The sequence below is a fragment of the Pseudomonas sp. Y39-6 genome, from assembly GCF_023651955.1.
GTDB classification, from domain to species: domain Bacteria; phylum Pseudomonadota; class Gammaproteobacteria; order Pseudomonadales; family Pseudomonadaceae; genus Aquipseudomonas; species Aquipseudomonas veronii.
In genome coordinates this window covers 1276960-1290650 of the sequence record NZ_CP069594.1, presented here as the reverse complement: position 1 = coordinate 1290650, position 13691 = coordinate 1276960, and the positions used below count along the sequence as shown (strand labels likewise).

Sequence of the window (13691 nt, the reverse complement as noted above, 5' to 3'; positions counted from 1 at the left end):
GCGAGGCCGTTAAAAACGGCTGCTTACTTCAGACCTTCCTTAAGAGTGACGCTCTTAACAAGGCACGCAGGGGAAATAAAAAATGCCAGGCTCTGCCTGGCATTTATGAATTCATTAATTATTCTATTCAAAGCGCTCACTACTTATTGTTGATGCATTGCGAGTACATGGAGTAGCGAACCGTTTTGAGCGTACCCTGGGAGTCCTCGAAGCTCATCAACCGTGGGTAGACCTGGCAGGTGCGGGGGTCTTGAGATTGGCGCACGAATTTCGCCACATCGATTTTCATGCCGTATTTGTAATCTTGAATTTCCGGCATCGGCTTGCCATTTTTCTCGGCATACTTCGCCACAGCGGTCTGGTGGTCGTTGATATATTGCAGCTGCTTGCTTTCTGAGAAAGTGTTGGCCTGCGAAGCCATCGAGAAAACAACAAGTGCAGCAGCAATAATTAGCTTTTTCATAATAACCTCTCAAATTCAAATCTTCTCGGGCGTAACTTTAGCAACGCATAGGCATCACTGGCATGACGAGAAACTTACAATTTTGAAAGGTAAGTGCATCTGGCTCATATAAAACAAAAAAGCCCACAACGTGTGTTGTGGGCTTCTCTTTAGTGGCTATCAGCTAACCACTTCGGCCTCATCACCGTCTTCATCCTTGCGGTGTGCCCATTGATACAGGGCAGGGAGCACCAACAAAGTCAGCGCGGTGGAGGACAGGATCCCGCCAATCACCACTGTCGCCAGTGGCCGCTGAACCTCTGCACCGGTACCGGTTGCCAAGGCCATCGGGATGAAGCCCAGGGACGCCACCAGGGCTGTCATCAGCACAGGTCGCAGTCGGGTCAACGCGCCTTCGTCGACGGCCTGCCTAAGCGTTCGTCCCTCCTCTCGCAATCCGCGGATGAAGGCAATCATCACCAGGCCGTTCAGTACCGCGACGCCGGACAGTGCAATGAAGCCAACCCCAGCCGAGATCGACAGCGGGATGTCCCGCAGCCACAGCGCCACGACGCCACCGGTGAGTGCGAATGGAATACCGGTGAACACCAGCATGCCGTCTTTCAGGTTGTTGAACATCAGGAACAGCAGGGTCATGACCAGCAGCAAGGCCACCGGAACCACGATCTGCAGACGCTTGGCCGCCGATTGGAGCTGCTCGAACTGGCCACCCCAGGTGGTCCAGTAACCAGCAGGAATCTGCACCTTGGCATCCAGCGAAGCGGTTGCCTCTTGAACGAACGACCCCAGGTCGCGGCCCCGGACGTTGGCGCTGACGATCACCAGACGCTTGCCGTTCTCGCGGCTGATCTGGTTCGGACCCAGCTGCAGGTCCAGGTTAGCGACCTGCGACAGCGGGATGAAGCCGATCTGATTGGCACCTTGAGATGCATTGGCCGGTACAGGGATCAGAAGGCTGGACATACCTGCTACGTCGGTACGTACGGTCTCAGGCAGGCGCACCACCATGTCGAAGCGACGGTCGCCTTCATACAACGTGCCGGCCGTACGACCGCCGACAGCGATGGCGATCGAGTTCTGTACATCCGCGATGTTCAGGCCGTAGCGTGCGGCTTTCTCGCGGTCGATGTTGATGGTCAGCACCGGCAGGCCGGTGGTCTGTTCAACCTTGACCTCCGAAGAGCCCGGTACCGCTTTGAGCGCTGCAGCGATCTTGTTGGCCGTGTTGTTGAGCACGTCCATGTCATCGCCGAACACCTTCACTGCGACGTCACTCCGTACGCCCGAGATCAGCTCGTTGAAACGCAACTGGATGGGCTGGGACAGCTCATAGTTGCTGCCTGGGACACCGGCTGCGGCTTTCTGCACTTCAGCAATCAGCTCATCGCGAGGCTTCTTAGGGTCGGGCCACTGATCCTGAGGCTTGAGCATGATGTAGGCGTCGGAGGCGTTAGGCGGCATCGGGTCGGATGCGATTTCGGCTGTACCCGAGCGCGCAAACATCCGCTCTACTTCCGGGACCTGCTCAATCACAGCCTTTTCAAGGCGTTGCTGCATTTCTACGGATTGGGTCAGGCTCGTACCTGGCACGCGCATGGCCTGCATCGCAAAGTCACCTTCACTGAGGCTTGGAATGAACTCGCTACCCATACGACTTGCAAGCACACCACTGAGCACGACCAGGACTACAGCGGCCGAGAACGCGATGTTCCGATGCCCAAGGACCCACTTCAAAATCGGCTCATAACGCAGCCGCGCAGTGCGCATCACCACGCCTTCCTCTTCCTTGACCTTGCCAGTGACGAACATGGCGATGGCTGCCGGAACGAAGGTGACGGAGAGGATCATTGCACCCAGCAGCGCCATCACAACGGTGAAGGCCATGGGGTGGAACATTTTGCCCTCGACGCCGGTCAGGGCGAAGATCGGCAGGTACACCACCATGATGATCAACTGACCGAAGATCAGTGGCCGGCGAGCTTCACCCGCAGCAGCGAAGACCTCATGGAAGCGCTCAGCTTTGGTGAGCATACGGCCATGCTTGTGTTGCGCATGAGCCAGTCGACGGATCGCGTTTTCTACAATTACCACGGCACCGTCGACGATGATTCCGAAGTCGAGTGCGCCTAAGCTCATTAGGTTGGCGCTGACCTTGTTGTTGAACATACCGGTGAAGGTGAACAGCATGGACAACGGGATCACCATCGCGGTGATGAGTGCAGCACGGATGTTACCGAGGAACAGGAACAAAATGGCGATTACTAGAATCGCGCCTTCCACCAAGTTCTTCTTCACAGTTGCAATAGCTTTTTCAACCAGGTTGGTGCGGTCGTAGACCGTCACGGCAACCACACCTTCTGGAAGGGTACGGTTGATGTCAGCCAGTTTGGCGGCAACAGCCTGAGACACGGTACGGCTATTTTCACCGATCAGCATGAACACGGTGCCGAGTACGACTTCGCGACCGTTCTCGGTGGCAGCCCCCGTCCGGAGCTCTTTGCCAATGCTAACGTCAGCGACGTTGCTGATTCGAATCGGTGCGCCATCGACACTGGTGATCACAATGTTGGCGATGTCTTCGATGTTACCGACCTGCCCTGGCGCACGGATGAGGAGCTGCTCACCATTACGCTCGATGTAACCGGCGCCGACGTTGGCGTTGTTGCTTTCCAACGCTGCGACCAGATCATTGAGGGTCAGTTTGTATGTAGCTAGGCGCTTCGGATCCGGCGCGACCAGGAACTGCTTGGCGTAACCACCGATGGTGTTGATCTCGGCCACACCTGGGACGTTCCGCAGCTGCGGCTTGATGATCCAGTCCTGGATCACACGCAGGTCGGTTGGGGTGTACGGTGTACCGTCTTCCTTGACCGCACCATCCTCAGCTTCAACGGTCCACAAGAAAATTTCACCAAGCCCAGTGGATACCGGACCCATGACAGCCTCAACGCCCTCTGGCAACTGCTCCTTCGCAACTTGCAGCCGCTCGTTGATCAACTGGCGGGCAAAGAAGATGTCAGTGCCATCCTTGAAGATCACGGTGACCTGAGACAGGCCAGAGCGAGACAAGGAACGGGTCTGTTGAAGGCCCGGGAGACCGGCCATGGCCGTTTCAACTGGAAACGTGATCCGCTGTTCAGTTTCCAATGGCGAATAGCCAGGCGCAGCAGCGTTGATCTGCACCTGGACGTTAGTGATGTCGGGTACCGCATCGATGGGCAGCTTCTGATAGCTGTAGATACCGATGCCGGCCATGATCAGAACAGCGATCATTACAACGATGCGCTGCTCAATGGCGAATCTGATGATACGTTCAAACATGAGAAATCATCCTGTCAGTTCGCATCAGTGACCGTGTTCGGCAGACGCTTTGCCGAGCTCAGACTTGAGTGTAAAGCTGCCACTGGCTGCTACTTGGGCGCCGGCTTGGATGCCGTCGATGATTTCCACGTATCCATTGTCACGGCGGCCCGTTTTTACCGGCCGAGTGTCAAAGCCTTCCCTGGTGCGCACAAATACCGAGGGTTTGTCTTCAACGGTCTGCACGGCGCCTTCAGGAACGGCCACAGCCACTCGATCGGTCTGAGAAGTGACGGCGATGTTCACGAACAGACCTGGACGCCAGGCGCCGTCAGGGTTGGTCAAGGTAACGCGAACGGTCGCTGCACGGTTTTGCTCACCCAGCAGGCTGCCTACATAACCCACCTTGCCGTCGACCTCGACGTTCATGTCGGGCGATGAAACTTTTACCGCACGGCCCGTCACCACCTTGCCCAGTTCAGTGGGAGGGACAGCGAAGGTGGCCCACACCTGATTCAGGTCGGACAAGATGAAAGCGTTAGTCGCCTCGCTGACGACTTCACCCATGGTCAGGTGCTTCTCTACCACCACGGCGTCAAAGGGTGCCCGAAGCTCGTAACGATTGCCGCCTACGGAATTGACCGAAGCGCCGATGGCACCGACCTTCTGCTTGGCATTGGCCAGAGATATCTCTGCTTCTTGCAGCGCTTGGCGTGCCTGCAGGTAATCCTGCTCGGCGGAGATCTTGTCCTGCCACAGTTGCTTCTCACGGTCGAAGGTAACGCGGGCCAGCTCTACGCGTCGCTGTGCGGCTTGTTGTTCGCTGCGCAGGTCAGAAATCTGTTGGCTGGCAATCACTGCGAGGACTTGGCCTTTCTTAACGGCTTCGCCCAAGTCGGCCTGGACACTTTCAACAACGCCAGGGACCCGAGGGACAACATGTGCAGTCCGGTCTTCGTCGAAACGAATCTCCCCCGGGAAAGTCACAACGGTGCCGAGGTCACGGGGGGCCGCAGACTCCAGGACTACCCCAGCTGCCTTGATCTGTTCAGCGCTCAGGGTCAGCTTGCCCTCTTCCTCACCACCCTCTTCGCTATGGCCTTCTGCACCATGACCCTCATCACCCTCCTCTTTGGCGGCTGATGCGGTCGTCTTCTCATCGCCATGGCCATCGTTAGCGCCGTGCTCGACGGTACTGGCGGCCTGCTCTCCGGAACTGTTGTTCCAGGCAAGGCTGCCAAATCCAAGGGCTGCCACAGCGGCGACCGCGAGGGCGATCTTGCGTTTGTTATCCATTGCTACTCCTGCTGATCATAGGCACCGACGTGTTATGCCGAGCGCCGAAGAAAATTTCTGGCCCGTTCAACGAACGCCGGCAGTCGAACCGACATCGCCATAAACCCTTTCCACCTGCGCACGCGCATTGGTCGCTGTTGCCAACGAATCGAGGTATTGGCCACGAGCGACGATCAAGGTGCGCTGGGCATCCAGCACTTCGATGAAGCCGAATTTGCCCATCTCGAAACCGCGAGTTGCGGTCTCCACAGCCTGCTGTGCGGACGGCAGAATGGTCTTGTCGTAGGACTCGACCTCCTGCATGGCGGTCGCCCACTGGTTTACTGCGGTTTGGGTTTCGCTACGCAGCCTCAGCTCAACTGCGTTGCGCTGGTCTCGGGCTTGATCTGCGCGTCGAGAAGCGGAAAGAATGTTGCCCTGATTACGATCAAACAGCGGCAATGGCATGGACAGTCCTACAGTGTTGACCCGTTCACGTACGGAGCGGTCGTACTGGCTACCCACGCTTACAGTGAGGTCTGGGATTCGCTGAGCTTTCTCTGAGCCGAGGGACGCATCGCTTTTGTCGATCTGCACCACGGCCTGACGCATTTCCGCAGTTTGATCGAGCCTCGACAACAGCTCTTCAGCGTCCGGAGGCAAACCTGGGGAGAGGGTCGGCGAATCCAGGCGATCGAATACTGTGACCGAGCTCCCCGTAATTTGAGCTAGCTGCTGGTAAGCGGTCGCTTTCTCCGTTTCGGCGCGTCTGACCTGCAGCTTGGCTTCGGCCAACTGTACTTGAGCACGAGTAGCCTCTACTGGGGAGGATTTACCTGCGCGAACGCGGCCGTCGACAATGCGCAGACCACGCTCAGTCAGCTCCAGAGATTGCTTGGCTAGATCTAGGCCAGTCTGCGCTCGCAATGCTGCGTAGAAGGCTTGAACGACCTCGGCGCGCAGAGCGTTCACTCGACGGTCCAACTCCAGCTGTGCAGCAGTCTGGCCATAGGTGGCGACGTCAACACGTGCGCCGCGCTTTCCGCCCAGCTCCAGGGTCTGGCTGAGCGTCACAGTTGTCTGGCTAGTGCTGCGACGGGTGTCTTCTACGTCGTACGAGATTGTTGGGTTGGGGATAAGCCCTGCCTGCTTGCGTGCCCCATCTGCGATCCCAATCTCCTGACGGGCGGCGGCCATGTCAGGGTTGGCATCCATCGCCGTCGAAAGCGCTTGAGGCAAGCTGATGCTTTGGGCAAATGCAGCAGGTGCCATCAGCCCGGAGATGACCGCACAGAGTGCGGCTATCTTCCAGGGTGAGATTGAGGTCTTAGGAAAGACATTGCGGATATACCGGGGCACTTTAATGGTCCTCGTGCACAAACTTCGATAAAGCTTGGCGAGAACGCCGAAACAGCTGCCAAGCCCCACTGGATTAGGTGATGGCACTCTAAAGAGCGGTAGCTATCAGAGGGGTGGCTAGAAAATTACAATTTCGTAAGAAAAGTGGGTAATGCCCGTAAACACTGAGAAATTCAGTCGAACCCAGGATTTGATTACAACCGAGAGAGATGGCTAACACACGGTGCTAGGCACCCGGATAACCTGTAGATGACGAAATTGTAATTATCCTATCACCCTCCCGTTATCTTCGGCCTGCAAATATGAGCTCGGTGCTCTTCATAGGCGCGCCGCCGGGTCAGAACATATAAAGACACCCGCGTCGGTACACATAATAAAAACTGCCGTAAATCAAAGGAGCATCAGATGAAAATCAAAGTACCACTGTATTTGGCGGCAGTTTCTGCGCTGTCTGGAAGCTATGCAATTTCTGCTCAAGCTGAAGACAAACCAGAAGGTTTCATTGAGGGCAGCAGCCTTACAGTGCTCAACCGCAACTTCTACTTCAATCGTGATAATCGCGACAGTTCGGCTCCCACTTACAACAGTGGTAAGGGCAACACCAACGGCTACTCCGAAGCCTGGGCGCACGCGCTCATTTCCAAATTCAACTCTGGTTTTACCCAGGGTACCGTCGGTTTTGGTGTTGATGCCTTTGCAATGATCGGCCTCAAGCTTGATACCGGCGACGGTCGCAACGGCGGCCGTAGCTCCTTCGACGTGCTGCCCGTTGATAACAAGGGTGAGGCGCGTGATGAATACACCAAGGTTGGCGGAGCGGCCAAAATCCGCTTGTTCGATACCGTGGTGAAAGTGGGTGATGTATTCCCATCGACGCCGGTCGTCGCAGCGGGCGACTCGCGCCTCCTGCCAGAAAGCTTCCGCGGCGTGACCGTTGAGAACAGCAGCATCCAGGGCCTCACCCTGCAAGGTGGTCGACTGCATGCAATGAGCCAACCGGTTTCCAGTAACCTGAACGACAATTTCGTTACCTTCTATGGCGGCCCGGTCAACTCGCCTTGGATCGGCTACGGCGGCGGTGACTACTCGATCAACGACAATTGGACCGTGAGTGTCTACGGCAGCCAGTTGAAAGATGTCTGGAACCAGTACTACGCCGGTACCAGCTTCGCCTACCCACTGAGCGATGACCTCGCGCTGATTGGTGGGTTCAACTACTACAAAGCCGTGGATGAAGGTAAACGCCGACTGGGCGAGTTCGACAACAATATCTGGAGTGCCAAGGTCGGTGTTCGCTACGGCGCCCACACCTTGGCCCTGTCACACCAGCGCAACAATGGCGATGACGATTTTGATTACCTGCGTCAGTCGGACTCAATCTTCGTAGACAACTCGATCCAGTACAGCGACTTCAACTCGCCGAAAGAACGCTCCTGGATGATGCGTTATGACCTTAACTTCACCAGCTACGGTATTCCTGGTCTGACGTTCATGACCCGCTACGCAAGGGGTTCGGGCGCAGACTACTCGAACGCCAACCAGTTCTACATGCGTACCGACGACAACGGCAATCCGCTCACCGATCAAAAACGTTGGGAGCGTGACGTCGAGGTGAAATATGTCGTTCAAACCGGCCCGGCTAAAGACTTGTCCTTCCGGTTGCGCCAAGCTACCACGCGTGCCACTGCTTTCGAATCGGACCTTGATGAAACTCGCGTGATCATTGAATACCCGCTTTCTATTCTGTAATTCTCTGATCGGATCAGTTTTCCATGAACTGGCCCCTCAGAAAAACGTGCATTACGCATTCACCTTGAGTGGCTTAAGTGCTCCTTTGGTAAAAGGTGAATATTTGGCGCCCTTTGGGCGCCTTTTTTTATCTAAAATTCGAGCAGTTGTTCGAGTTCATGCATCGCATGTCGATGCAGCTCATGGCTACACCAATGTCCAGCTTCCTCAATGAGGGGAACTTCGCCGTCATCTGAACGGAATGAAACCAGAACAAAGAATAGAATAACCCAGCACTTCATAAGGTCAAATCACCTATTGGAGAGAGGGCTCGCATCTGTCAAACCCAAACCGCGACAAGATATAACGCCAGACTATCAAATATATTACCTAGAAATTACAAATCCGTAATTTAGCCCCCAGACAACTCTTTTTGATTTACCATTCATTTCAATAACGTCGGCGCGCGTGCGCGGTTAATTGCTCAGTGATGTCGAGACAAAATCCCATGCGAATTCTGGTAATTGAGGATGAAGTAAAAACTGCGGAGTATGTGCGTCAAGGCCTTACTGAATGCGGTTATGTTGTAGATTGCGTCCATACCGGTTCAGATGGATTATTCCTGGCCAAGCAGCACGAATATGAGTTGATCATCCTTGATATCAATCTGCCGGAGATGGATGGGTGGCAGGTGCTTGAACTGTTGCGACGTAAAAACTGCCCTTCTCGTATCATGATGCTGACGGCTAGAAGTCGCCTAGCAGATAAGGTTCGGGGCCTGGAGAACGGTGCAGATGACTACCTAATCAAGCCATTTGAGTTCCCAGAACTGCTGGCCCGGGTCCGCGCCTTGATGCGCAGGTCTGACCACCCTGCATCCGTCGAGATAATTCGTGTAGCTGACCTCGAACTCGACCAGAGCCGTCACAGAGCCTTCAGGGATGGCCAGCGCATCGATTTGACTACAAAAGAGTTTGCACTGTTGCACTACCTGATGCGCAACACGGGGGTGGTACTGAGCCGTACGCAGATCATCTCACAGGTTTGGGACATGAACTTTGACTGCGATACAAACGTTGTAGAGGTGTCGATTCGAAGGCTCAGAGCCAAGATCGATGATCCTTTCGAGACGAAGCTTATCCACACGCTCCGAGGCGTGGGCTATGTTCTTGAGAAGCGGTAAGCGACCAACCGCCTAGCCTTGGAAACAGCTCGACTGATTATCCAGCGCCTACTACATTGACAGTTAAATTTTAATTCCAACAGCACTTATCTTCGCAATAAGCATGTCAAACCAACAAGCACCACCCATTGACCCGGAGTCAAGGAGACCAGACCACGAGAAATTTAGTGATACGCAATCCACTCAGAGTACTGATAGGACGGTCGTGGCGGAACGGGGCAACGAAAGCCAACAATCCAGCCATTAATCGCAAAAATCGCTCTGGGTTGCCGATTGGAAAACTACCAATCAGACAGTGGAATCTAGAGATCCACCACATAAAACGCAATTCCCACCAGTACGATCTAGCTCTCCGGGGCCAACAGGTTTTACCATCAAGATACTAATATCAATCGAGTGACTTAGCATTGCCTCGATAAGGTCAATGTATTGAACTCGAATCGCTTCATACATAGTCCGCACCATAACAACTTCACGCTGAAGCTTATGATTCTTTTCTTGAAGATTCCTGTATTTAGCATCGCCATCATGATTAATCTTTGAAACTAGACAAGACCGCAAGCAAGCGTCAATTTCAGATTGATATTTCCTGATTGTCTCTCTAGAAACTCCTGCGTATTTAGAAAATTCTTTTTGGCTATAAACATATCCTCCAATTTCTTTTTGGCGAACACTTATCAATTCCAAAATCTTAGAATTGAGATACCCCTTTAGACGCTCACCTCTGAGCTGCATAAGCCCCCCGATATATTAATTCTTTTTAAAAATCTCATTCAACAGAAAATCAGCCGACAGTTCAATATTTTTGAAATGTTGGTATTGCGGACTCAACTCCCCTCCAGCAGTTAAGATATGATTCTTTATTAAGTTAGCGTCTCGGCTCAATCTTTCAATTTCCAGACGCTGCGCATCATCTTGAACGTTCACTATTAAATCCTCGCAAGGCTTGCCATTTGTCCCCTTCGCCAAACATGACAGACTGTGCTGGCATGGTTTCAACGCAAGGTTGTGAGCGCACGCTCCATGTGGCATTGGATTAACCACACGAATGGCTGCTGAAAGATATTCCTCTGCGGCTTGACGATTTTCAATTCTAAGTTTATTGAAAGTTGTTTGAATAACCCCCACAGCTCTATCTTGCCTAACACTTTCAATCATATCCTGCAGAATCAATGATCTGCTTAAAGCTGGTGTATGATCATAAACCTGAGCCTGCGTGAGGTCTGAACGTCCTAGGATCAGGTTCACCTGAACATCAGATAAACCTCCCTGCTTATAGACAGTATTGAGCCAATGCCTAATATCATGCCAGTAAAACTCAGCCACTTCACCGGTACGAGGATCGAGGACATTAAATTTCTTAAATAATGACTCTTCAGTTCTTGATGTACCATCAAGCCACCCTTGAAACATACCAACCGAAACCTTCCTAAATTCCCTATCACTCTTAGCATTAGAAAATGTCAACAAATTCCGCGGGATAATGAATAATGAATTTTCCGGCTCTAGAATTGCCACACCATTCTTTTGGATCGTAGGCAGAATTTTTCGAGCAAAGTTTAATTCGAACTCAAAATCAGGCTGAAATGGAAAAGTTTTATTCTCAAGCTGACACAACAAAGCCTCATCAAGGATATCGTCAACAATCTCACGCATCCATGATGGATTGAAGGTAACTTCACAAAATGCCTCAAGACGCTGCAACGATATAGCATGAGGGTGGCGCCTCAACCTGCTTCGCCACTTATATACATTTGAAGTCAAAGGCAAATATTCATTCCAAGCTTTCTCATACATAAATATCTTAGAATTCATAGCTTTCTGACATTGAAGCAACTTGACAACTGTTCGTGTAGAGGCACCCAGAAATGCCGCGACCTCAGACACACGCCCGAGGCGTCCAACCAACTGAATTACATCTACAAATTGCCCTGTAGATTGATAATAAACCCCTCGCGGCGTATACAAATCGAATTCGCTCACCCATTTCGCGACAAACTTACGCGCATAATATTTCAAACTAATAGGCGTTTTTTTTACTTCCTTCCAATTCACCCCTGGATTCAATCTCATTTTCTTAACAATACGACGCCCTTCCGCAGTATGTTCAGTGATAAATTCTACCGCTGCGCGTACTGCTGGGTATAAATCTTGCGGAAATGGTCGGAAGTACAATCGCCCTCCCTTTTCGGGAAATATTTTTATAACCCATTTCCCCTCTTGCTGTATCAAGCAATCTACAGGAAGACATGCCAGCTCATTGATTCTACCGCCCACAGCTGCGTTAATCACTAGCGCACTAATATAAAATCTATCCCGAAAAGAAAGTTCTGGATGAGTGGCCAATCCGAATAAATCTCTAATCACCTCTGTAGGTAGGAACTTTCGCTCTCTTCCCTCTTCACTTCCATGCCGGCCATACTTACATCTGCCTTTTGGAGCATCATAGATTACCCTTAAACCAATTCGCTTCTGCATCCATTTAGCAAAGCCCTGAAGTGTTGTTAAAGTTGAAATCTTCCCGGTCACCCCGCGCTCTGCGTAGGTCCTTTCAACCGCTTTAAAATCCAATAGATTCAATCGTGAGATTTCTTTACTACCCATTTCCAAATCAAGCCTAACTAATGCCTCGATGGAGGTGAATGCACCATCAGCGGTTACACCCGCTTGGACTCGCTTTGCTGCTATATACACTTTAGCAACTAATCTAAGCTCGTCATTTCTAATACGGCAAAATCTCAAATTGTATTGCGACAGATTTCCAGGGCGTTCAACCCAGTCGAGAATATTCCATTCATCACAAAAAAAATCGACTGAAGGCTTTAACCCCTCAACAAGTGATGCTGCCAAATTTATCAAAGGCTCTGGGAGGCCATGACCACGCAACTTTGAGTGAATATCCATCTTCGTCATTCCCCACTATTGATCCTAGCCATAACATCGTTAACCGCTTGGTATACGCGCTCCAGCTCTTTCAGTATCTTACTCCTTTCCTTTCCACCCTCAGCTCTACCCCATCTTTCTAATTCAGACTCTAGGTAATCTAAAGATTTTTTATGGTCTGCGTTGCGCCAGGCAATGAAATACCTACAACCATTGTAACAATTAAAAAATGGATGATGCCCACAAGATCCGGACTTGCCACATTCCCCTACTATAGCTGGCTGATTTACGACCGGTATCAATATAGGCATCCCCGAACTCTTATGCCCAAGCTGACCGGCGAAAAATAAACCATTTAACTCTGAGAATATCCCACCTAATTTTCTGTTTGCTCGCTCCAACAACGGGCAAAACTCAGAAGCCAAACAGTCAATGTAAGCATCAGCTGCATGCACGGAGTCATGCTCAAGTACATATTGTATCTCGTCCCTAGACGCGCCTTGGGCGGCCATCTGTGTAGCTCCGCTATGTCGGATTCTATAGGGTGTCAAGATTAGAGGCCTATTCGTACGCGGACTGATCAGCTTTAATCTGCTACACCAGCCAGTTATCGCCCGTCCAAAATTTGATGATTCTCCCTCCCTTGAACTCACTAACAACCTCCCAGTCCTTTCCTGTAACGCCTTAACCTTAGGAGATGAGGAGTACTCGAGAATGGCATTAGCAAGTTGAGTAGTTATGGGCCAAAGCTCTGACGCCTGTCCTGTTTGATATTTTGCCTTAGGCATTCTAAGGAAATATTGGCCCCCTTCTGCCATCGAATCGGGTACCCACAATGCATCACGGAACATTTCATGCAACTGGATAGGTCTCTTTAATGTTTCGAACGAGATCCAAGTAAACAGCCTTGAGGTGAAATCCGCCGTGGATTCCCCCTCTGCAGAAATGATCATTGCTTTTCGAACCACTTCAATTTCGGAGCTTGTTAGCGCCCCGCGCGTCTCGTGCCATTCCAGTATCCTTAAAGTTGGGTGAGGCTTTTTAAGCCTTATAGCCTCTAACTCCAATGCATGAATCTCGTCCGCACCTGCCAACCCCTGAAAAGCAGCGTAAATGTAGAACCTTCGAAACTCGGTCGCCTCCGCATGGGATGATGTCATAACGCTCAACAATTTCCCGAGAGACATATCTGAAAAGTCCTTCCATGAAGGTTGCCAGTGCCTTTCCAAGCAAGAGATCCCCGCGTGCACTGAGCTCAGGATTCTAGGGCAAACCGACTCAAGCTTGTGCACTAGGTACTTTTTGACCACCTCAATAATTACTACTGGGAGCTGGTATCTGCTTAGATCAATAGAATATCTAGCCCTTCTCCACACCGCTTCAACATAATCTGTCGTCACATCAATGAAAAATGGACTACTCGGATCAGCATTACATCTTACATATAGCCGCCCGACTTCATCTTCAAATTCACCAGAATCATTGACTTCAATACCCATT

At 51.7% G+C, this 13691-nt stretch carries 9 protein-coding genes; 2 read left to right on the top strand and 7 right to left on the bottom strand.

What is annotated here, in order from left to right:
* Positions 1–139: 139 nt before the first annotated feature.
* The 4 genes from JN756_RS05835 to JN756_RS05820 all read right to left on the bottom strand — a co-directional run bounded on the left by JN756_RS05835 (position 140) and on the right by JN756_RS05820 (position 6397).
* Complete coding sequence (locus JN756_RS05835) at positions 140–463, bottom strand: DUF2790 domain-containing protein (protein ID WP_034137071.1); 324 nt, start codon at positions 461–463, stop codon at positions 140–142.
* A 159-nt stretch (positions 464–622) separates the two neighbouring features.
* On the bottom strand, positions 623–3784 hold the full coding sequence (locus JN756_RS05830; protein WP_034137070.1) for a CusA/CzcA family heavy metal efflux RND transporter: 3162 nt from the start codon (positions 3782–3784) through the stop codon (positions 623–625).
* A gap of 24 nt (positions 3785–3808) precedes the next feature.
* Positions 3809–5059, bottom strand: a complete 1251-nt coding sequence (locus JN756_RS05825) for an efflux RND transporter periplasmic adaptor subunit (protein ID WP_034137069.1) — start codon at positions 5057–5059, stop codon at positions 3809–3811.
* Between the two features lie 66 nt (positions 5060–5125).
* Entirely contained in the window at positions 5126–6397 is a 1272-nt protein-coding gene (locus JN756_RS05820) for a TolC family protein (RefSeq protein ID WP_139273552.1), read from the bottom strand.
* A 405-nt stretch (positions 6398–6802) separates the two neighbouring features.
* Between JN756_RS05820 and JN756_RS05815 the strand changes: the two genes are divergently transcribed.
* Complete coding sequence (locus JN756_RS05815) at positions 6803–8146, top strand: OprD family porin (RefSeq protein ID WP_034137067.1); 1344 nt, start codon at positions 6803–6805, stop codon at positions 8144–8146.
* Between the two features lie 487 nt (positions 8147–8633).
* A complete protein-coding gene (locus JN756_RS05810; RefSeq protein ID WP_034137066.1) occupies positions 8634–9308 on the top strand; it encodes a heavy metal response regulator transcription factor in 675 nt (224 codons plus the stop codon).
* A 288-nt stretch (positions 9309–9596) separates the two neighbouring features.
* Here JN756_RS05810 and JN756_RS05805 read toward each other — a convergent pair whose 3' ends face one another.
* Genes JN756_RS05805 through JN756_RS05795 form a run of 3 tightly spaced genes read right to left on the bottom strand, consistent with a single transcriptional unit; the run spans position 9597 to position 13690 of the window.
* Entirely contained in the window at positions 9597–10043 is a 447-nt protein-coding gene (locus tag JN756_RS05805) for a hypothetical protein (protein ID WP_125923840.1), read from the bottom strand.
* 15 nt (positions 10044–10058) lie between these two features.
* Positions 10059–12212, bottom strand: coding sequence for a hypothetical protein (locus JN756_RS05800; RefSeq protein ID WP_201021918.1), 2154 nt, complete (start codon positions 12210–12212; stop codon positions 10059–10061).
* Positions 12213–12217: 5 nt separating this feature from the next.
* On the bottom strand, positions 12218–13690 hold the full coding sequence (locus JN756_RS05795) for a site-specific integrase (RefSeq protein WP_080761392.1): 1473 nt from the start codon (positions 13688–13690) through the stop codon (positions 12218–12220).
* Position 13691 lies beyond the last annotated feature (1 nt).

What these genes read in the sequence shown, in the direction of transcription:
- JN756_RS05805 (WP_125923840.1), bottom strand. Translation starts at nt 10,043, where the DNA reads ATGCAGCTCAGAGGTGAGCGTCTAAAGGGGTATCTCAATTCTAAGATT.
- JN756_RS05830 (WP_034137070.1), bottom strand. Translation starts at nt 3,784, where the DNA reads ATGTTTGAACGTATCATCAGATTCGCCATTGAGCAGCGCATCGTTGTA.
- JN756_RS05800 (WP_201021918.1), bottom strand. Translation starts at nt 12,212, where the DNA reads ATGGATATTCACTCAAAGTTGCGTGGTCATGGCCTCCCAGAGCCTTTG.
- JN756_RS05825 (WP_034137069.1), bottom strand. Translation starts at nt 5,059, where the DNA reads ATGGATAACAAACGCAAGATCGCCCTCGCGGTCGCCGCTGTGGCAGCC.
- JN756_RS05795 (WP_080761392.1), bottom strand. Translation starts at nt 13,690, where the DNA reads ATGGGTATTGAAGTCAATGATTCTGGTGAATTTGAAGATGAAGTCGGG.
- JN756_RS05810 (WP_034137066.1), top strand. Translation starts at nt 8,634, where the DNA reads ATGCGAATTCTGGTAATTGAGGATGAAGTAAAAACTGCGGAGTATGTG.
- JN756_RS05835 (WP_034137071.1), bottom strand. Translation starts at nt 463, where the DNA reads ATGAAAAAGCTAATTATTGCTGCTGCACTTGTTGTTTTCTCGATGGCT.
- JN756_RS05815 (WP_034137067.1), top strand. Translation starts at nt 6,803, where the DNA reads ATGAAAATCAAAGTACCACTGTATTTGGCGGCAGTTTCTGCGCTGTCT.